Raw genomic sequence first — 20,956 nt, forward strand, 5'->3', positions numbered from 1 at the left:
GCAAGCCGGGGGCGTTCACCCCGGCGGGGGTGTTGTTTTTCGGCAGTTGGGGGTCGGTTAGGCGGGCTTAGTCGTTGGGATCCGGATCCGAGTCCGGATCGGGCGCCGGGTTGGCGCCGTGCTTGATCAGGGCGAGGCTATCGACCCCGACCGGCATGCCGGAGCGCTTCAGGCGGCGGACATCGTCGGCCGTCACCTTCATGCCGGCGAGCGCGATATAGTCGTCGAGGTCGCCGCGATAGCCGGCGGAGACGATGCTGCGGATATAGCCGGGGTTCACGCCCACGGCGCGGGCGCCCATGATGTCGTCGAACGAGCGGATGCGCAGACCGGTGGCCATCATCGCCCGGACATATTCCGGGGTGAGGCCGAGCGCGCGGGCGCCGGTGGCATCGTCGAGGCTGATGCCGAGCTGCGGGGCGGCGCGGCGCAGGCCCTCGATATAGTCGGGCGTGACGCCGACTGCCTTGGCGCCGATGATCGCATCGAGCTCGCGGTGCTGCTGATCGTTGCGATCGGCGCGGTGGTCCTGGGGCGTCGCGGCGGGTGCCGGGCTCGCCGTAGGGGCCGGTGCCGCGGCGGAGGCGATGCGGGCGGGCGCGGTCGCGGTGGTGGCAGCGACGGCGGGGTTGGTGCGGGCCTCGGTTTCGGGCCGGGCGGTATCGGCGGCGGCGTGGCGCTCGGTGGCGCCGACGGTGAGCGCGGCGAGCGGGGCGGCCATCACCAGCATGCCGGCACCGAAGCCGGCGATCCACGAGCCCTGGGCGCGGCCGCGCGGCAGGGTCGCGTCGAGCACGCGGCCGACGCGGCGCTTGAGGCTGCCCTTGCCGGGGGCGACGCCATGGGCGCCGAGCAGCAGGCCCTTGCTCTCGTGCCGGGCGACGCGGACGAGCAGCTGGGCATAGTCCGGCGCGTCGATATTGGCGGCGAGCACCGCGTCGTCGGCGGCTTCCTCGCGCAGCTGGTGCGCCTCGCGGGCCAGGCGCCAGGCGAGCGGGTTGAACCAGTGGATGGCGGTGGCGACGCGGGCGAGCATCAGCTTGGCCCAGTCGAGCGCGGAGACGTGCGCCAGTTCATGGGCGATGATCGCCTCCGCCTCGTCGGTCGCCGCCAGCGCATCGGCGCTGAGCAGGATGGTCGGGCGGGCAAGGCCCCAGGAGATGGGCGAGGGCAGGGCGTCGCTGACCAGCAGCGCGGTGCCGCTTTTCATCCCCATGCGGCGCTGGGCATGGGCGAGCGCGCTCAGCCAGACCGGATCGACCAGCACCTCGGCACCGGCACGCAGCCGAACCAGACGGAGCAGCGCTACGGCGGTGAGCAGCAGCAGCGCCAGCACCGGCAGCGCATAGGCATAGCGTTCCCAGCCCTGGGGCAGGGTGAACCAGGGCTCCGCGGTGTCGGCGGTGACGACCGGCGTCGTCGTGCTGGGCGCGGCGACCTGGCGTGCGGGCAGGTCCGTGCTGGGGAGCAGCGCGGTATCGGTGGCGGGCGCCTCGAACCGGCTCTGGACGAATTCGGGCACCGGCAGCGGCATCGACGGCAGCAGCAGCGTGGCGAGCGGCAGGATCACCAGCCCGGCAAGGCCGAGATGCGCGATCAGCGAGCGTTCCGCCGCCGAACGGCCGCGAGTGAGGCGCAGCAGGAGCAGGGTGATGCCGGCGATCACCAGCGACTTGAGCACAAGGCCGAGCAATGCGGTCATGTTCAGGCTCCCTTCTTGGCGCGGGCCGCGGCGATCATCGCCTCCAGCTCGTCGAGATCGTTGTCGTCGAGCTTCTCGCTCATGCCGAGCAGCGCGCTGGCAGCATGGGTGGTCGATCCGTTGAAGAAGGTCCGCACGACATGGCCGAGCGCAGTGACGCTCGCCTTGCTCTCGGCCTCGACCGGCGCGAAGACATAGCCGCGCTCGCTCATCGTGCGCTTGACCGCGCCCTTCTGCTCGAGCCGGGTGAGCATCGCGCGCACCGCCGAGGCGGAGAGCTTGTCGGGCAGGGCTTCGCAGACATCGGCCACGGCCATTGCGCCATGCACATAGAGCAGGTCGACGATCTGGCGTTCGCGGGGCGGGAGGTTGTTCAACATGGGAATCTCTCTCAGCTACATTTGTAGCTATGCGCTACATTTGTAGCGCGCGCAAGCGGCATTATTCCCCCTCGTCATCCCCGCGAAGGCGGGGATCCAGAGTCACGGGCAGGATGTGCGGGGCTCGCGTTGGGCGCTCCGGAGAGGAATGCGCGCAATTGCATCGTCATCCCGAGCTGCCCTGGATCCCCGCCTTCGCGGGGATGACGGAGTGGATGCGGGGTGACGGGGTAGAGGGCGGGGATGGAAGGAAGTGGGCGTGGCGCTCTCAGCCCAGCGCCGCCAGGTCCGCTTCCACCTTCAGCTCCCACGCACGCGCGCCCTGTTCGCGGGCGAGCGCCAGTGCCTCCTCCAGCACCGCGCGGCCTGCGTCCGGCGCCGAGTCGCAGCGGGCGAGGATGCCGGCCTTGAGGCGGAGCAGCTCGGGTACCGAATAGCGCTCGCCATTGGCGTTGCAGCGGACGAGGGCGGCGTCGATCAGGTCGAGTGCCTCGGGACAGCGCCCGTCGAGCACCAGCCCGCGGGCGAGCGCGATCGAGAAGGGGGTGGTCAGCAGCTCGTAACGCGCGGCGCGCAGGCGCGAGAGGCTTTCCTCCACCGCGCCCAGCGCCTCGCCACCCTGGCCGCGGGCGATCGCCAGCTCGCCGCGGAAGCCCGCAGCCGCGGCGACATAGGGGCCGAGCGCATTGGCCTCGGCACAGGCGCTGAAGGCGGCAAGGTCCTCCTCTGCGGCGGGGAAGTCCTCCATCCAGATATAGACCGCCCAGGACCAGATCAGCGCGATGCAATAGGTCACCGAGTGATCGAGCTGCGCCGCCTCGCGGATCGTCTGGCCCGCTTGGCGGCCGGCCTGGTCGGCATGACCCGAGAGCCAGAGCGTCCGGGCCAGCGCGATCCCCGAGCGGTTGCGGTGATCGAAGCCGTAATGGATCGTCCGGCTGCGCGCCGAGGGCGGGCTGTTCTGCAGCGACAGCTCCAGCTCGCGCCGCGCGCTCTTCTGGTCGCCGCCGAGATGGTGCGAGATGCCGAGCAGCGAATAGGCCACACCGAGCGCCTCGGGGGCGCCGATCTGCTCGGCGACCTGCACCGCATGCTCGGCATGGCGCAGCGCGGTGGCATATTCGCCGATCCGCTCATGAAAGATGTGGAGCCGGCCGAGCAGGCGCAGCTGGTTCCAGCGATCCTCCAGCGCCGTGGCGATCTCCAGCGCCCGGGCGAGCGCGCTGCCCGCCGCCTCGCTATTGCCGCGGGTGAACATCAGCGTGATGCCGAGCGCCGCCTGCAGCTCCAACTCGACCGCGGTGCCGCGCTGGCCGTCCTCGATCTCGGCGAGCGCGCGGCCGCACCAGGTGCGGCACTCGATCAGGTGGGAGAGGTTGAGGAACACCGGCGCGCTGGCGGCGGCGAGGCGCACGGCGATCCGGCGGTCGCCATGCGGGCCGAAGCACCAGTCTAGCGCGCTGCGGATATTGCCGAGCTGCAGGCGAAGCGGCCGGGCGTCCTGCAGCACGCCTTCGTCCTGCTCGGCCATCACCAGCTCGGCGAGGAAATAGGCGGCGTGGCGGCGGGCGATGCCGGCCTGCGCCTCCGGCCCGCGCGCGAACAGCTTTTCGCGGGCATAGGCGCGGGTCATCTCGAGCAGGCGATAGGTGCCGGTGCGGCGCGAGCGATCGGGCGAGATCAGCGACTTGGAGACCAGCTCGTCGAGCGCGAAGGCGACTGCGTCCGATCCGATTTCGGCATCCGCGACCACGTCCAGCGCCGCGTCGATCGAGAAGGGGCCGACGAAGATCGACAGGCGCTCCAGCACGATCCGCTCGACATCGGAGAGCAGCTCATAGCTCCAGTCGAGCGTTGCCTGGAGCGTCTGTTGCCTCGGCTGGGCGGTGCGCCGGCCCGACCAGCCCAGGCTGAACCGCTCGCCGAGCTGGCGGGCGGTCGCCTCGATCCCGTGCGTCGCGACGCGGACGGCGGCCAGCTCGATCGGCAGCGCCATGCCGCCCAGGCGCTGGCACATCTCGGCGATCAGCCGGGCGGCCTCCGCGTCGATCACCAGCGCGCTGTCGGCGGCGGTGGCCCGCTCGCGGAAGAGCTCGACGGCGGGATAGGCGAGGATCTGCTCGGTGGTCAGCCCGGCCAGCTCCTCGGGATAGGCCAGCGCGTCCAGCCGCAGGACATGCTCGGCGCGGACACGCAGCGGCTCGCGCGAGGTGGCGAGGATGCGGGCCTGCGGCGCTTCCTCGACGATGCGCTCGACGATCGCGGCGACCGGCTCGATGACATGCTCGCAATTGTCGAGGATCAGAAGGAAGGGCCGGTCGCGGATATGGCCGAGGATCACGGCGAGCGGATCCTCGCTCTGTACCGCGATGCCCATTGCGCCGGCGATCATCGAGGGCACCACCGCCATGTTCTCGAGCATGCTGAAGTCGACGAAGGCGACCTGGTCGGTGAAGGCGGGGGCGAGGCGGTGGCCGATCTCGATGGCGAGCGAGGTCTTGCCGACGCCGGCGGCGCCGACGATCGAGAAGAGCGGGGTGTCGGCGACGCGCTCGACGAGGAACTCGACGTCGCGCTCACGCCCGATCAGATGGGGCAGGCGGGCGGGCAGATTGGTGGTGCTGACGGGGGGCTTGACGCTCTCGTCGGCCGCGCGGCGCGGCGCGGTGCCGCCCTGGCGCTCGATCGGCGCGACGAACGCATAGCCGACGCCGACCTGGGTGGCGATGTAGCGCGCGCCATCGGTGCCGTCGCCGAGCAGCTTGCGCAGGCCGGCCATGTGGAAGCGGAGACTCCCGTCCTCGACCACGACGTCGGACCAGACGCGCTTGAGCAGCTCGCGCTTGGACAGGACGCGGCCGGGCTGCTCGGTAAGCACCACGAGGAGATCGAAGGAGCGGCCGCCGATCTCGACCGGCTCGCCATGCTTGGTCAGCAGCCGTTCGCCCGGCGCCAGGCAGAAGGGCCCGAAGCACATGCGCTCGCCAAGCTGTTGATCCACGTCCGCCACGATCTGCCATTACCCCATTTATGGTCGAGCGTTCCATGCCGCGCGGGGTGGCGCACCTCAATCCTACCTAGGTGTTATTCCTTCGGAAAATCGGTGGACAGGCTGAGCGTGCGCCAGCGGTCGAGCTCGTCGAGCCGCGCCTTGTCGCTGCGTTCGATCGCGGCGACGGCGTCGCTGCCGAGCGGCAGGCGGAGCGGTGATTCGTCCGCGGCGACGACCCGGAGGATCGCCTGGGCGCCGCGGCGGGGATCGCCGGGCTGGTTGCCGTGATAGGCCGCCTGCATCCGCGCGGCATTGCCGACCACCGCGTCATATTCCGGGCGGCCCGCCTCGAGCGTGGTCGAGGTGCCGGCGAAGTCGGTGCGGAAGCCGCCCGGCTCGACGATCGTCACGCGCACGCCGACCAGCTTCATTTCCTGGGCGAGGACTTCGGAGAAGCCCTCGACGCCCCATTTCGCCGCCGAATAGGGGGCGCGGCCCGGGGCGCCGAGCCGGCCGCCGACCGAGGAGAATTGTACGATATGGCCGCTGCGCCGCGTGCGCATGTGCGGGATCACCGCCTTGGTCATGATGATCGTGCCGAACAGGTTGGTCGCGATCTGGCGGCGGAACGAAGCGAGCGGCGTGTCCTCGACCGAGCCGAGATCGCCATAGCCGGCATTGTTGACCAGCACGTCGAGTGCGCCGAACGCCTCGATCGCGGTGGCCACCGCGGCGGCGGCGTCCTCCTCGCAGGTCACGTCGAGCCGGGCGGTGGCGAGCTTGCCCGGCCGGCCGTCGCCCAGCCCGGCGAGCTGGTCGGGATCGCGTGCCGTCGCCAGCAGATTGTCGCCCGCATCGAGGATCGCCTCGCACAGCGCGCGCCCGAAGCCGCGCGAGCTGCCGGTGACCAGCCAGGTCTTTGTCATGGTTCCATTCCCATCAGCCGAAGGTGAAGACATAGGCGCGCACGCCGGGGCGGGCGAACTCGATCGTGACGGTGCGGTCGGCGATCATGCCGGGCTGGCGGACGAGCTGGTAGAGCCGGTCCTCCTTCACCTGGCCCCAGCCCTGGGCATCGACATCGACGCCGTGGCTGGCGCCGGGCGCGCGGCCGTCGATCGTCACGCGGAAGCGCACCGGCTGGCCGTCGGGCGCGCCGCCGAGGACGAGATGCGCGTCGCGGGCATGGAAGCGAAAGCGGATCGTGCCGGGGCCGCCCTCCAGCAGCGCATATTCGCCGCCGACCTTCCAGCTGCCAGCCAGGTCCCACTGGTTGAGCGAGAGGTCCGCCGCCGAGCTATAGGCGTGCGCCATGTCCTGCTTCAGCCCGCCGGGAGAGGCGAAGTCGACGGCCTTGTCATAGCCGATATAGGCCTCGGGCGAGCGGAGATCGGCCCAGTCGGCCTGCGCCTCGACCCCCTTTGCCTCGATCGGGGCGAGGGGGATGCCGGACACGTCCTGGCCGGCCTCCGCCAGCAGCGTGCGGATCAGCCGCTCGCCCTCGTCATATTTGCCTTCGCCCAGGCGATAGCCGCGCACCTTGCCCTTCCCGTCGATGAAATAGATGCCGGGCCAGCCCTGGTTGGCGAAGTCGCGCCACACGGCATAGTCATTGTCCTGCAGGTTCGGGTAGCGGACGTTCAGCTGGCTGGTGGCCAGGCGGACGTTCGCCGGGTTCTTCTCGAAGCCGAATTCGGGGGCATGGACGCCGACCACCTCCAGGCCCTTCGCACCGTAGCGCTCGCTCCAGGCGCGCAGATAGGGAAGCGCGCGCAGCGAGTTGATGCAGGAATAGGTCCAGAAGTTGACGACCACCACCTTGCCGCGCAGCGCCCTGGGGCTGCCGGGCACAGGGGTGAGCCAGGGGGCGGCGCCCTCCAGCGCGTCGATCGGGCGCCCGGTGGCGCCGAAGGGGGCGGAGGCGATGTCCTCGCTTGCCTTGGCGGAGGAGCGGACGAGGCCGAGCGCGTCGCCGAAGCAGATGGCGGTGGTGGCGGCCGCGGCCACAACGGCGGCGGCGGCGAAGCCTAGGGAGCGTTTCTGGTTCATGATGCCTGCCTCATCTTGCGGTTGAACGCCGATGTAGGCCGCCCGCGCGCCGGCGCCCGTTAGCCCTCGCCGGGCGCGCGTTAGTTCCTGAAAGTCGCCGCCCACGCGCGCTAACGCCGCATCACTCCACTTAACGGGCGCCGCGCCGCCATTCCCCTATCTGTGCCCCATCAGATTTGGAGGGAGTGCAAAGTGTTCGGAGACAATGAAGCGACGCGCCGCCAGTTCGTGGTCGGCGCCGCCATCGCCGGGGCGGTGAGTGCGATCCCGTCGCAGGTGCTCGCCCGGGCGGGCAGCGATGCGGTCCGGCCATTCAGGGCGGCGATCCCCGAGGCGGACGTCCGCGCGATGAAGCGGCGGATCGCCGAGACGCGCTGGGCGGATGCCCAGCCGGTCGCCGACGACAGCCAGGGCGTGCGCCGCCAGGAGCTCGAGCCGCTGATGCGCTACTGGGCGCAGGGCTATGACTGGCGCAAGTTCGAGGCGCGGCTGAACGCGCTGCCGATGTTCCTGACCGAGATCGACGGGCTCGACATCCACTTCATCCATGTCCGCTCGCGCCACGACAAGGCGATGCCGCTGATCCTGACGCATGGCTGGCCGGGCTCGATCATCGAGTTCCTCGGCGTGATCGACCTGCTGACCAACCCGACCGCGCATGGCGGCAAGGCCGAGGACGCGTTCCACGTCGTCGTCCCATCGATCCCTGGCTTCGGCTTCTCCGCCCGCCCGACCGTGCCGGGCTGGGGCTCGGATCATATCGGCCGCGCCTGGAGCGTGCTGATGCGGCGCCTGGGCTATGACCGGTTCGTCAGCCAGGGTGGCGATTGCGGCTCGGTGATCTCGCAGCGCATGGCGCTCCAGCATGTGCCGGGGCTGATCGGCATCCATTTGACCATGCCCGCGGTCGTCCCCGCCGAGATCGCGCACATCCTCGCCGCGGGCGATCCGGCGCCGGCAAGCCTGTCGGAGAAGGAGCGCTTCGCCTTCGACCAGCTCGTCGCCTTCTACCGCGACAATTCGGCCTATGCGGCGATGATGAACACCCGGCCGCAGACGATCGGCTATTCGCTGGTCGACTCGCCGGTCGGCATGGCGGCCTGGATGTACGAGAAGATCGGCCAGTGGACCTATCCCGCCGGCGATCCCCAGCGCGTGCTCGGCCGCGACGCGATCCTCGACGACATGTCGCTCTACTGGCTCACCCAGACCGGCGCCTCCGCCGCGCGCATCTATTGGGAGGACCACACCAACAACTTCAACGCCCGCGGCGTCATCGACCTGCCGGTGTCGGTGAGCGTATTCCCCGGCGAGATTTTCCGCGCGCCGAAGAGCTGGGCCGAGCGCTGCTACACCAACCTCTATTACTTCAACGAAGCCAGCAATGGCGGCCATTTCGCGGCCTGGGAACAGCCCCGGATCTTCGCCGAGGAAGTGCGCGCCGCCTTCCGCCCGCTGCGCTGAATCACCCACCGATCCCAAGGAGAATATCGATGTCCGACAAGACCCTGTACACCGCCCATGTCCATGTGACCGGTGGCCGCGAAGGCGCCGCCCGCAGCTCGGACGGCCGCCTCGACGTCCAGCTCGCCGTGCCCGGCAGCGCCGGCGCGGGCACCAATCCCGAGCAGCTCTTCGCCGCGGGCTGGTCCGCCTGCTTCGAAGGCGCGATGGGCATCGCCGCCAAGGCCAGGGGTATCACCCTGCCGGCCGATCTCGCGATCGACGCCGAGGTCGACCTGCGCCACGGTGACGACGGCTATTCGCTCGCCGCCCGCCTCAACGTCAGCGTCCCCGGCGTGGAGCCGGAGATCGCCCGCCAGCTGATCGAGGCCGCGCACCGCACCTGCCCCTATTCCAAGGCGATCAAGGGCAATATCGACGCCGTCGTCGCGCTCGTCTGAGCGCGGCGCTGAAGGGAGAATCACCATGAAGAAGCTCATCGCCGGCGCGCTCCTGCTCGCCGCCACCGCCCTGGTGCCCGCCGCGCAGGCCCAGGCAGTCAAGCCGACCGTCGTCCTCGTCCACGGCGCCTTCGCCGATTCGTCGAGCTGGAACGGCGTGATCAAGATCCTCGAGCGCGACGGCTATACCGTCATCGCCGCAGCCAACCCGCTGCGCAGCGTGCGCGGCGACGCCGACTCGGTTGCCGACCTGCTCAAGAGCATCGACGGCCCGGTCGTGCTCGTCGGGCACAGCTATGGCGGCTCGGTGATCAGCGAGGCGGCCGAGGGGGCGCCGAACGTCAAGGCCTTGGTCTATGTCTCGGCCTTCGCGCCCGACGAAGGCGAGAGCGCGCTCGGCCTGACCGGCAAGTTCCCGGGCAGCACGCTGCCGCCGACGCTCGCCCCGCCGGTCAAGCTCGCCGGCGGCGGCAACGACCTCTACATCCTCCAGGCGAAGTTCCACGACCAGTTCGCGGCGGACGTGCCCCTGGCCGACGCCAAGCTGATGGCCGCCGGCCAGCGCCCGATCGCCGATGCGGCACTGGGCGAGGCGAGCACCGCGCCCGCGTGGAAGCATGTGCCCTCGTGGTTCATCTATGGCGATGCGGACAAGAACATCCCGCCGGTCGCGCTCAAGTTCATGGCCGATCGCGCCAAGTCGCGCGGCACGGTGGTGGTGAAGGGCGCCTCGCACGTGGTGATGGTCTCGCACGCCCAGGCGGTGGCCAGCCAGATCGAGAAGGCGGCGACCGCGCAATGAGTTGAGGCGCCGGCGGTCCCAGCGCCCCCCTGCGCCGGCGCCCATGCCCACGGTCGGCCACCAGCGTCGCCGACCGTGGGCATTTTTTTGTCCGCCGAACCTTCCGCACGCCTCCATCCGCGCCCGATCGAGCCGGAATGGCGCATCAACTGCCCGCAAAGCGAGGAACTTTCTGCCGCGAAAGGGGTTCGACTGCGGGGCCACAAGACGGGCCTTTTGACGGTTGCGTTGCGTGGGGGAGCTGGTTTGACGCGATTTCGGCATGCCTTGTTCCTGACTGCGCTAGCCTCCCTCACAATCGCCTGTGCCCCAGCGGCGCTTTCGTCGCCCCCGGTGCAGGCCGAGGCGAGCTTTGCCCCGCGCGGCGATCCGGCGTTCGGCGATGCAGCGCCGGCGATCCGGCGGCTGCTCGCCGAGGCGACGCCGCGCCCCAAGGGGCCCCAGCATTTCTGCGCGATCGGCTATCGCGGTCCCGAAGGCACCACCGGCTGGGTGCATTGGCGCGAGGGCGACCGGCTGATCCTCTGGCTCGGCCGGGGCGACGGCAGCGATTCCGCCGACGCGCTGCTGCGCTCGAACCGCAATCTGAACCTCAAGACCGATGTGGTCGCCACCGAGGCCGATGTCTCGGGCAGCACCTATCTCGTCACCCGCGCCTGGGTCGCTGCGAAGCTCGCCGACTGCGCCGCCAGGGGTGACAAATACTCGATCAGCGCATCCTGAACGGCAGGCGAGGGGAACGCGAATGGCCGATCTGCAATGGTTGTCCGGACAGTCCGTCGCGACGCCGATTGTCGCGGTGGCGGGCAATTCCCTGAGGTTGAAAGTGCTGCCCGGCGCCGGCGAGAAGCTGCCGCTGGCCATCGTCTCGTCCACCCCGGCCGTGGCGAACGCGGTCGAGGTCAACAACCGGATGGGGCCGAACTTCACCACCTTCATCCTGCATGCGGTGCTGGGCGGCGAGACCAGCCTGTCTATCCGCTCGGGCGACCGGGTCGTCTACGGGCCGGTGCAGGTCCGGGTGCAGCCGGTGCTGACCCTGCCGGACCAGACCACCGATGCCGGGCTGCTCGCCCGCCTGCTGCTCGCCGAGGCGCCGAACCCCACGCTGGTGGCGGCCAATGCCCAGGCCGAGATCGGCGAATCGCTGCGGCTGATGCGAGTGGTGGTGGAGAACCGCCGCGCCAAGCCGTCGAGCCGCTGGGGCTCGCAGGGCGCGACCAACCTGGCCGACGTGATCCGTGCGCCCGGCCAGTTCCATGGCCTGGGCAGCTATCCGACGATCGCCGGCGACGTGCTGGCCAATATCAACAACATCCTGCGCCTCGCCAACGAAGCGGGCGACCAGCGCCAGCCGGTGCTGCGCGCGCATGTCGAGGCGGTGCTCCAGATCGCCCGCGGCCCGCGTCCGCCCGACCCGACGGGCGGCAAGCTCTACTGGTGGCGCACCGCCGGCAGCGGCGCGCCGAGCAGCGATGTCACACTTTACAAGACGCTCGCGGGAAACAGTTTCTATCAGGAGCGTTGAATGTTCCGGTCGCGACACAAAGCTGAAAGATTAGCTTACTAACATATCTGCAGATATCGGGTTACCGCATAGTAAAATAATAATAAATTATAAGAAAATCGCCAAATGGCGATTGTGGGTTCGTGCGTTCAGGATTGGCACCGTTCTGGTGCCACAGGCGTTTTAAGGGGAAGCGCGGCGTGCATCGTTCAGGGTGGTTCTATCGTAATGGTTGCGGCTTGGGCGCTTTGTTCGCCGGGCTGCTGTGGAGCGGCGCGGCCGCGGCGCAGACCAATCCGCCGCAACAGAGCCTGCCGTCACCGGAGCAGGTGACGCCGCCGACCCCGGAGATCCAGAAGCGCTCGACCGTCAATGTCGACTCGCGCAGCGCCTTCCAGGCGGAGACTTGCCCGTTCGAGGATTCGCCGCTGCGGCTGGACCTGAAGAAGGTCGAGTTCTCGCGCCCCGACGGCTCGGCGCTGCAGCCGGAGATCGCGGCGGCGATATCGGACCTCAGGCTGCCGAGCGGCGACCAGTCGATCCGCGTGGTCTGCGAGCTGCGCGACAGCGTCAACGCGGCGCTGCGCCGGCGCGGCTGGATCGCCTCGGTGCAGATCCCCGCGCAGGAGATCACCGACGGGGTGCTCAAGCTGCAGATCGTCACTGCGCGGATGGTCGAGACCCGCGTGCGCGGCAATCCGGGGCCGTACGAGACGCTGCTGCGCGAGCGGCTGGCCCAGCTCCAGGCCTATGACCCGCTCAACGAGCGCACCGTCGAGCGGCTGCTGCTGCTCGCCGGCGACGTGCCCGGGCTCGACGTGCAGCTGGCGCTGCGCCCGGCCGGCGGGCGCCAGGGCGACGTGATCGGCGAAGTGACGATCAACTATCGCCGCTTCACCGTGCTGGCCAACGCGCAGAACTATAATTCCAAGGTGCTCGGCCGCGAGACCGCTTATGTCCGCGGCGAATATTACGGCCTGACCGGGATGGGCGACCTGACCTATCTCGGCGTGTCGAGCACCGCCGATTTCCACGAGCAGAAGATCCTCCAGGCCGGGCACATCATCAGCCTGGACGGGCAGGGCTCCACCTTTGGCGGGCGGCTGAGCTACGCCTGGTCGCGCCCCGATCTCGGCGCGCTCGACTATCGTACCGACACGCTGATCGCCGGCTTCGACTTCACCCGCCCGCTGGTCCGCTCGCTCAACACCAACATCTCGGTCGGCGCGGGCGTCGACTATATCGACCAGGACACCAACATCTATTCGGGCGGCACCAAGCTGCCGCTGACCCGCGACCGGATGCGGATCGTCTATGCCAGCGTGAGCGGCGACATGCGCGACCTCCGGCAGGATGGCAGCGTCATCTGGTCGCTGCGGACGGCGATCGAGCTGCGCAAGGGATTCGATATCCTGGGCGCGTCGAAGCAGGGATTCGTCGATGGGCACGTCCAGTCGCGCATCGACGGCAATTCGGACGCGTTCGTCGCGCGCGGCAGCGTCGAGGGGATCGTCGGGCCGAGCCCCTGGTTCCGGCTGATCGGCAAGGGCCAGGTCCAGTGGACCAATGTCTCGCTGCTCAACTATGAGGAATTCTCGCTCGGCAACCTGACGATCGGGCGCGGCTACGATCCCGGCGCGAACAGCGGCGACCGGGCGGTGGGCCTGAGCGCCGAGGCCGAGTTCACCCTGCCGATTTCGCCGAGCTTCACCGTGCAGCCCTTCGGCTTCTACGACTTCGTCTATCTCGACAATCTCGACCGCGGCGCGACCGAGCGCAACCGCAAGCTCTCCAGCTTCGGCGGCGGCGTGCGGCTGACCCTGCCGGGCATGGCGCTGCTCGAGGTGACCTATGCCCATCCCAAGGACAAGGCGCTGACGATCGACCAGCGGCGCCCGCCCAATCGCCTGCTTGTGTCCCTGTCGCTGCGGTTCAGCGACGCTGCCCGCTGAGTTCGGCCCGTTGTTCGAGGAGCGTATCATGCTGACCACCCCCGCCAAGGCCCGCGCCGCGCGATCCTCGACCCTGCGGGCGCTGGCATTGTCCACCGCGCTCGCCGGCGGCATGACGCTGATGCCGGGCATGGCCCGCGCGCAGAACAACACGCCGGGCGGACAGACCGTGGTCACGCCCACCGGCGCCGGCGCGCCGACCTTCAACGGCGGCACCGGCAACCTGAGCGGCAACGCGACCAATCTCGACGTCGACCTGCGCGCGCAGAGCACGATCATCAACTGGGACCGGTTCAACATCGCCCAGGGCAGCCGGGTGAACTTCGAGACCGGGCTGGCCGGCGAGGTCGCGGTGCTCAACCGGGTGACCGGCACCGGCGCCTCCAACATCCGCGGCGCGCTCAACTCGGATCCCAATGTCAGCGTGTTCCTGGTCAATCCCAACGGGATCATGATCAGCGGCACCGGCAGCGTTTCGACCGGCTCGTTCGTCGCCTCGACGCGGGACATCTCGAACAGCGACTTCCTCGCCGGCACCTACCAGTTCTCGGGCAACAGCAGCGGCGACATCACCGTCAACGGCAGCATCACCACGCGCGGGACCGGCATCGGCCTGATCCTGCTCGGGCGGCAGGTGATCAGCAACGGCACGCTGGATTCGGGCACGCAGGACACCGCGCTGGTCGCGGCCGACGACGTGACGCTCAACTTCACGCCCGGCAGCCCGCTCGGCATCCAGATCACCCGCGGCACCAATATGAGCCAGGCGATGCAGATCGTCGGCGGGACGATCCAGGGCCGCAACGTCTATTTCGCGATGGCGACGCGGGGCTCGGCGACCAACTCGCTGCTCCAGGTCGACGCCAATGTCCGCGCCGTCGCCGGCGACAAGGGCATCGTCATCGTCGGCGGGCAGTCCTCGATCAATGCAGACATCCGGGCGACCGGCGTCAACACCAACAACAGCGTCGGCGTGCGGGTGGGCGGCACGCTGACCTATCAGGGCGGCGCCGGCAATGCCGGCGTGCATGTCGGCGGGACGGGCACCGTCACCGTCGAGGGCACGATCTCCAGCCAGGGCGACTACAAGGTCCGCGGGCCCAGCGTGGTGCTGGGCAGGACCGGCAGCACGATCCTGCAGCGGGCCAATGGCGCGGTGTCGGTAGTGGCCTATGACGGCGATATCAGCGGCATCGGTTCGCTCCTGCTCGAGGCCGACGGCGATGGCGGCGGCGGGCAGGCGCTCGTCCTCGACGCCGATGACGATATCGACTTCGGCACCGGCACCACGCTCAAGGCCGGCGGCGCGGGGCTGGCCTCGGCGGTCAACATCTTCACCGGCGACCGCAGCGCCAATATCCGGCTCGGCGACGTCGAGGCGCTGACGCTCGACGGCGGCCTGTCGGGCGGCGCGCTCGAGGGCAAGCTCTCCCGCGCGGCGTTCCTCGGCAATGGCGGCGACATCACGCTGGGCACGGTGACACTGGGCGGCGCAGCGACGATCGAGGCCGACGACCTCACCCTGACCAGCCTGACCGCCGCCGGAACGGTGACGCTCGAGGCCGCGAACGTGATGCGGGCGGGCGCGGTGGCCTCGACCGGCGGCGCGGTGATGCTCGACGCCACCACGCTGACCGGCGAGACCAGCGGCACGCGCGCCAGCGTCTCCGCCGCCGGGACGGTCGATATCGATGTCGACGGCAGCGCGCTGCTCGGCACCGTGCGCTCGACCGGCGGGGCGGTGACGCTCGACGCCGGATCGTTCGATGCGTCCAATGTACAGGCGGTGACCGGCGCCACGCTGACGAGCCACAATGGCAATGCCCGGCTCGGCGGGCTGAGCGTGACGAACGGCTCCGCGACGCTCAATGCCGAGGACGACGCCTTCGTCGTCGGCAATGTCTCGGTCAGCGGCGACTATAGCGTGATCGGCGACGCCGTGACGCTGGGCGGCGGCCAACAGGCGGGCGGGGCGGTGACCGTCACCGCGCGCAGCGGCCCGCTGAGCAACAGCGGCGTGCTGGGCCTGACCAGCAATGTCGACGGCGTCGGCACCGAAGCGCTCACCCTGCGCGGGCGGATGACGCTGGGCGCCACCACCACGCTCAACGGCGGCATCGCCAACCAGTCCGCGGTGGTGATCGACACCAACGCGAACAACGACATCAACCTGGGCAACATCAACGGCGCCTCGCTGTCGATCGCCGGCGGCGCGCCGCTGACCGGCGACCTGGTTCTCGGCAATGTCAGCACCACCGCGGCGCTGGACCTGGTGTCGAGCGCGTCGATCACCACCGGCAACCTCAGCAGCGGCGGCCAGATCCGTCTGCAGGCGCCGATCCTCGACACGCGCAACATCAACAGCGCGACCAATGTGATCCTGTCAGGCCGGCAGGTCGATTTCGACGCGATCACCACGAACACCGCGACGCTGTCGACCACGGGCGGCAGCGGCACACGCTATCTTGCCGGCCTGTCGATCACCGCCACCGGCGCCGTGACGCTCAACAGCAGCGGCGGGGTGATCTCGGTCGGTCCGCTCGCCGCCGGGGCGCTAACCGTCGCCTCGGCAGGGGCGGTGTCGTTCGATACCGTGGTGGTGACCGGCGCGGCGACGATCACCACGACCGGTTCGAACGACATCGGCTTCAACACCTTCGTCGCGGGCGGCAATGTCTCGCTGACCAGCGGCGACGACATCGCGATCGGATCGCTCTCCAGCACCGGCGGCACGGTGACGCTCAACGCGGCGGACGACATCACGGGCACCGGCGGCGGCCGTGCCGCGCTGGGCGCCGGTGGCGCGCTCTCTGTGACGGCGGGCGGCGACGCCCGGCTGGCCGCGGTCAGCGGCAGCACGGTCAACCTCCAGGCCGCGACGATCGACGCCGGCGCGGTGAGCGGGGCGGGCGGCATCACGCTGAAGGCGACCGCGGGCGGGCTGACGCTCGACGGGCTCGCCACCACCGGTGGCAATGCCAGCGTCACCGCGAGCGGGGCGGTGACCATCGACGGACCGGTCTCGATCGCCGGCAATTATGCAGTGACCGGCAAGGGCGTCACGCTCGGCGGCACCCAGGATGCGACCGGCACGGTCGACATCACTGCGACCAATGGCAGCACCATCTCCAGCATCGCCGGGCTGCAGCTCACCGCCAATTCCGACGGCGTGGGTACCGAGGCGCTGACGCTGCACGGCGGCGCCAATCTCGGCACCGACAGCCTGTTGCGCGGCGGGCCGGGCCGGCAATCGCTGGTGGTGATCGATTCGGCGACGACGGGCAATTTCCGCCTCGGCGACGTCGATGCGAACGGGCTGGTGATCGCCGGTGGCGCGCCGCTGGCCGGCAGCCTGACCTTCGGCAACGTGACGGTGAACGGCGCGGTCAATCTGGTCGTCGATGGCGGCATCACCGGCACCGGGATCACCAGCACCGGCGGCGCGATCTCGCTGAGCGGCGGCGGCGGCGCGACGATCGGCACGCTTTCGGCCAGCACGATAGACGTGGCGATGCAGGGCCATCTCGCGTTCGGCGACTTCACCGCCACTGCCGGCGCGGCGCATTTCGCCTCGACCGGCGGCACCGTGACGCTCGGCTCGGGCACGGCCACCGGCGATATCCGCGTCGAAGGCAGCGCAGTGTCGATCACCGATGCGATCAGCGCCGGCGGCGACTATCGCGTGCGCGGCACCACGGTGGCGCTGGGCGTGGACAATGATGCCGAGCTCCAGTCGGCCGCCGGCGTGGTCGATATCGTCGCGACCAGCGGCGCGATCACCGGCGGCAACCGGCTCACCCTGCGCAGCGGCACCGGCGCACTGATCCTCGACGGTGCCGGCGGGATCGATTTCGGCGCGGGCGTGCTCCAGGCGGGCAGCACCGGCACCGGCCAGCTCGGCCTGCGCGCGGGCAATGGCCAGCTGATCGACCTGGGCGACAATGTGGAGGCGGGGACGGTGGGCTCGGTCGATGCCGGCCACACCGCGATCGCCGCTTCGCTCACCCACAATGGCAGCCTGCGCTTCGGCACGCTCGATTCCACAGGCGCGGTCGATTTCCACCTGACCAATGGCAACCTCACTGGCACCGCGCTCAACGGCGCGGGCACGGTGGCGATCGATGCGAGCGGCGGCACCGTCGATCTCGGGGCGCTCACCGGCACCACGCTGACCGTCAACGGTGGCGCGCTCAAGGGCGGTTCCTGGACGGCGAGCGGCAATGCGGTGCTCACCGGCGGCACGATCACGCTGGTCGGGCTCGACAGCACCGGCGGCTCGGCGAGCGTCACGACCAGCTCGGGCACGCTGTCGATCGACACCGCCCATGCCCTGACCGACCTGGTGCTGACCGCCAATGGCGGCGACGTGTCGGTCGGCACCGCGAGCGCAGGCGGCAACGTCTCGCTGATCGCGCTGGCCGGCAACATCCTCACTGACAGCGCGACGGCGGGCGCGACGCTGACGCTCAAGTCGGGCGGCGACATCCGCGGCCGCAGCGGCACCAGCCCCGGGCTTGCCGGCACCGACGTGGTGCTGGAGGTGATCGGCAACCTGACCACCGGCAGCATCACCTCGCCGGGCGGGCTCAGCATCACCTCGGGATCGATGAACATCGGCAGCGTCAACGCGGGCGCGGCGCTGAGCCTGACCGCGGTGAGCGGCGCGATGACGCTGGGCAGCGCGACTGCCGGCGGCGCGATCAGCCTGACCGCGACCGGCGGGATCGATGTCGGCACGCTGACCAGCGGCGGCGGCGTGACGCTCGATTCGGGTGCGGCGCTCGCAGTCCACCAGCTGACCGCGCCGGGCGCGGTGACCGCGCGGGCTGGCACGAGCCTGACGCTCGACGAGGTGCAGGCCGCCGGGCTGACCAGCAACGCGGCCTCGGCAACGCTCGGCACGCTGACCCTCGGCACGCTGACGCTGCAGGGCGGATCGGCCACCATCGCCGATGCGACGGTGACCGGCGCGACCACATCGAACCTGGCCGGGACGCTGGCGATCGACACGCTGACCGGCGCCGATGTGACGCTGCGCGCGGCGGGCATCACCGCGAACAGCCTCACCGCCAGCGGCGTCACCACGCTCACCAGCACGGGCGGGACGATCGATCTCGGTCAGCTCGCCGGCACCGGCGCGGTGACGCTGGATTCGGCGGTAGGCGTCGTGATCGACAGCTGGCAGGCGCCGGCTGGCTTGACCATCTCCGCGATCGGCGATGTGACGCTGGGCACTGGTACTTCCAGCCTGCTGACCGTGACGGGCCGGGGCATCACCGTCACCGATGCCACCGTCGTCGGCGGTGCGGCGAGCCTCACCGCGAGCGGTGCGCTCAACGTCCAGACGCTGCGCGGCGGCAACCTCGTCTTCCGGGGAGCCAGCATCACTGCCGACAGTCTGACCGCGACCGGCACGACGGCGCTCACCAGCACGACCGGGGCGATCGACCTGGGCCAGCTCGACAGCACCGGCGCGGTCACGCTGGACTCGGCGGCGGGGGTGTCGCTCGACGGCTGGCAGGCGCCGGCGGGGCTGACCGTCTCCGCGATCGGCGATGTGGCGCTGGGCACCGGCACCTCTAGCCTGCTGACTGTGAGTGGCCGGGCCGTCACTGTCACCGACGCCACTGTGGCGGGCGCCGCGACGCTCACCGCAAGCGGGGCGCTCAACGTCCAGGCGCTGCGCGGCGGCAATCTCGCCTTCCGCGGGGCCAGCATCACTGCCGACAGCCTGACCGCAACGGGCACCACCACGCTCACCAGCACGGCGGGTGCGATCGATCTCGGCCAGCTCGGCAGCACCGGCGCGGTCATGCTGGATTCGGCACAGGGTGTCTCACTCGACAGCTGGCAGGCGCCGGCCGGGCTGACCGTCTCCGCGATCGGCGACGTTGCGCTGGGCACGGGAACCTCTAGCCTGCTGGCGGTGACGGGCAGGGGCATCACCGTTACCGACGCCACCGTCACGGGCGACGCGACGCTCACCGCGAGCGGCGCGCTCGACGTCCAGGCGCTGCGCGGCGGCAACCTCGCCTTCCGGGCGGCCAGCATCACTGCCGACGGCCTGACCGCGACTGGCACCACAACGCTCACCAGCTCCGCCGGCATGATCGACCTTGGCCAGTTGACCAGCGCCGGCGCGATCACCCTGGGCTCGGCCCAGGGCGTGGCGATCGACAGCTGGCAGGCGCCGGCGGGAATGACGGTCACCGCCGCCAATGCCGTCGACCTGGGCACCGGCACGGGCAGCGGGCTGCGCGTCACGGCGGGCAGCATCCAGCTGGCCGACGGCAATCTGACGGGCGACGCCAACCTGACCTCCACCGGTACCCTGGGGATCACCAGGCTCCGCGCGGCCAATGCCGTGCTCAAGGGCGGCACCATGACGCTGGGCACGCTCAACCTGGGTTCGCTGAACCTGAGCGGCGTCACCGCGACGATCGCCGATGCGACGGTGAGCGGCGACGCCACGGTGGATCTGACCGGCGCGCTCGGGCTGGACAAGCTGACCGCCGCGACCGCCACCCTGCGCGCGGGGGGCACCGCGACCCTTGGCGGCCTCACCGCCACCAATGCGCTCACCGTGCGTGCCGGCGACCTGGTCCTGAACGGCACGCTCCGCGCGCCCATCGTCACCGTCGGCAGCAGCGATCCCGCCCGCGGCCTGCGTCTCGGCACCGCAGCCGATGCGGGGGGCGTCGGCCCCGGCCTGAGCGAGAGCGAGATCGCCCGGATCGACGCGGATCGCGCCGTGTTCGATGGCGGCGCCGGCGATGTGACGATCGGCACCCTGGCCTTTGGTGCGCAGACCGGCCGCAGCCATGTCGACATCCTCACCACCGGAGACCTCAAGATCGTCGGCGTGGTCGAGGGGGACGGGGTCGGGCGGCTGTTCCGCTTCGGCGGCGCGGCCAGCGACACGACGCTGGCCCGCACGATCCAGATCCTCGCCACTGCCGATGCCGGCGGGCGGCTGTTCTTCAGCAACGCCGATGTCGAGCTGCGCGGGGCGAAGATCGCGCTCGGCCAGAGCGGGCTGCTCGACGGGCTGTTCGCCAATGGCGGCGCCTCTGCCGACCAGGCGGCGGCGCTGATCGGCAATTCCAACTCGCCGCTCTACAGCGCGCTTGCCGGCGGCTCGCCCTACGTCACCGGCGAGGAGACGACGCTCACCGCGGCGCGGCTCACCGTGCGGTTCAACGACTTCGCGCTGTTCCAGAATACCGGCACGCGCGGGATGAACACCGGCGTGGTGCTGACGGGCAGCCCGGCCGGCGGTCCGGCGCTCAGCCTGTTCGGCCCCGGCAACGGCACCCGCACGGCCTTTGCGCTGTTCGGCACGATCAACGGCGTCGGCGGCACCTCCACTGCGATCCTCGGCAACACGGTGATCAACGCGAACGGCATCGACCTGGCCAATGCCCGGGTCAATGGCTGCGTGCTCGGCACCGCGGCGGGCTGCCTGACCACGACGATCTCGCAGCCGACGCTCAACGTGTTCGATCCCGGCCGGCTCGTCGTGTTCCGCGCCGAGGCCGACTTCACCTTGCCGTTCGATCCGGTGCTCGGCAGCAACAACGAGGCGCTGTTCGCCGGCGTCGGCTCGATCGCCGAGCCGGGCGCTCCGGGCATCGAGCCCCAGCCCATCCCCCAGGAGCAGAAGTGACG

General features: G+C 70.3%; 12 protein-coding genes. 7 read left to right on the forward strand and 5 right to left on the reverse strand.

Annotation, left to right across the window (positions count from 1 at the left end):
* Positions 1–67 precede the first annotated feature (67 nt).
* The 5 genes from J2W22_RS11615 to J2W22_RS11635 all read right to left on the reverse strand — a co-directional run bounded on the left by J2W22_RS11615 (position 68) and on the right by J2W22_RS11635 (position 7,123).
* Entirely contained in the window at positions 68–1,702 is a 1,635-nt protein-coding gene (locus tag J2W22_RS11615; protein ID WP_307118416.1) for a M56 family metallopeptidase, read from the reverse strand.
* A 2-nt stretch (positions 1,703–1,704) separates the two neighbouring features.
* Positions 1,705–2,082, reverse strand: a complete 378-nt coding sequence (locus J2W22_RS11620) for a BlaI/MecI/CopY family transcriptional regulator (protein ID WP_307118417.1) — start codon at positions 2,080–2,082, stop codon at positions 1,705–1,707.
* A gap of 268 nt (positions 2,083–2,350) precedes the next feature.
* Positions 2,351–5,083: an ATP-binding protein gene (locus tag J2W22_RS11625; protein ID WP_307118418.1), complete on the reverse strand. Its 2,733-nt coding sequence runs from the start codon at positions 5,081–5,083 to the stop codon at positions 2,351–2,353.
* Positions 5,084–5,166: 83 nt separating this feature from the next.
* Entirely contained in the window at positions 5,167–6,000 is an 834-nt protein-coding gene (locus J2W22_RS11630) for an oxidoreductase (protein ID WP_307118419.1), read from the reverse strand.
* 13 nt (positions 6,001–6,013) lie between these two features.
* Positions 6,014–7,123 (reverse strand): redoxin domain-containing protein, encoded by a 1,110-nt coding sequence (locus tag J2W22_RS11635; protein ID WP_307118420.1) that lies wholly within the window; start codon positions 7,121–7,123, stop codon positions 6,014–6,016.
* 192 nt (positions 7,124–7,315) lie between these two features.
* On the opposite strand from J2W22_RS11635, the gene J2W22_RS11640 reads away from it, so the two are divergent.
* From J2W22_RS11640 to J2W22_RS11670, 7 genes are all read left to right on the forward strand, one after another.
* Complete coding sequence (locus J2W22_RS11640; protein WP_307118421.1) at positions 7,316–8,587, forward strand: epoxide hydrolase family protein; 1,272 nt, start codon at positions 7,316–7,318, stop codon at positions 8,585–8,587.
* A 29-nt stretch (positions 8,588–8,616) separates the two neighbouring features.
* A complete protein-coding gene (locus J2W22_RS11645; protein WP_307118422.1) occupies positions 8,617–9,027 on the forward strand; it encodes an organic hydroperoxide resistance protein in 411 nt (136 codons plus the stop codon).
* Between the two features lie 25 nt (positions 9,028–9,052).
* The gene (locus J2W22_RS11650; RefSeq protein WP_307118423.1) at positions 9,053–9,829 is read left to right on the forward strand and encodes an alpha/beta fold hydrolase; all 777 of its coding nucleotides are present in this window, start codon (positions 9,053–9,055) and stop codon (positions 9,827–9,829) included.
* A 246-nt stretch (positions 9,830–10,075) separates the two neighbouring features.
* Entirely contained in the window at positions 10,076–10,552 is a 477-nt protein-coding gene (locus J2W22_RS11655) for a hypothetical protein (protein ID WP_307118424.1), read from the forward strand.
* A gap of 22 nt (positions 10,553–10,574) precedes the next feature.
* The gene (locus J2W22_RS11660) at positions 10,575–11,357 is read left to right on the forward strand and encodes a hypothetical protein (protein WP_307118425.1); all 783 of its coding nucleotides are present in this window, start codon (positions 10,575–10,577) and stop codon (positions 11,355–11,357) included.
* A gap of 218 nt (positions 11,358–11,575) precedes the next feature.
* On the forward strand, positions 11,576–13,288 hold the full coding sequence (locus J2W22_RS11665; protein ID WP_307118426.1) for a ShlB/FhaC/HecB family hemolysin secretion/activation protein: 1,713 nt from the start codon (positions 11,576–11,578) through the stop codon (positions 13,286–13,288).
* A 28-nt stretch (positions 13,289–13,316) separates the two neighbouring features.
* Positions 13,317–20,954, forward strand: coding sequence for a two-partner secretion domain-containing protein (locus J2W22_RS11670; RefSeq protein WP_307118427.1), 7,638 nt, complete (start codon positions 13,317–13,319; stop codon positions 20,952–20,954).
* Positions 20,955–20,956: the final 2 nt, after the last annotated feature.

The organism is Sphingomonas kyeonggiensis (genome assembly GCF_030812785.1).
GTDB lineage: Bacteria > Pseudomonadota > Alphaproteobacteria > Sphingomonadales > Sphingomonadaceae > Sphingomonas > Sphingomonas kyeonggiensis_B.

What these genes read in the sequence shown, in the direction of transcription:
- J2W22_RS11630 (WP_307118419.1), bottom strand. Translation starts at nt 6,000, where the DNA reads ATGACAAAGACCTGGCTGGTCACCGGCAGCTCGCGCGGCTTCGGGCGC.
- J2W22_RS11670 (WP_307118427.1), top strand. Translation starts at nt 13,317, where the DNA reads ATGCTGACCACCCCCGCCAAGGCCCGCGCCGCGCGATCCTCGACCCTG.
- J2W22_RS11635 (WP_307118420.1), bottom strand. Translation starts at nt 7,123, where the DNA reads ATGAACCAGAAACGCTCCCTAGGCTTCGCCGCCGCCGCCGTTGTGGCC.
- J2W22_RS11645 (WP_307118422.1), top strand. Translation starts at nt 8,617, where the DNA reads ATGTCCGACAAGACCCTGTACACCGCCCATGTCCATGTGACCGGTGGC.
- J2W22_RS11615 (WP_307118416.1), bottom strand. Translation starts at nt 1,702, where the DNA reads ATGACCGCATTGCTCGGCCTTGTGCTCAAGTCGCTGGTGATCGCCGGC.
- J2W22_RS11650 (WP_307118423.1), top strand. Translation starts at nt 9,053, where the DNA reads ATGAAGAAGCTCATCGCCGGCGCGCTCCTGCTCGCCGCCACCGCCCTG.
- J2W22_RS11620 (WP_307118417.1), bottom strand. Translation starts at nt 2,082, where the DNA reads ATGTTGAACAACCTCCCGCCCCGCGAACGCCAGATCGTCGACCTGCTC.
- J2W22_RS11660 (WP_307118425.1), top strand. Translation starts at nt 10,575, where the DNA reads ATGGCCGATCTGCAATGGTTGTCCGGACAGTCCGTCGCGACGCCGATT.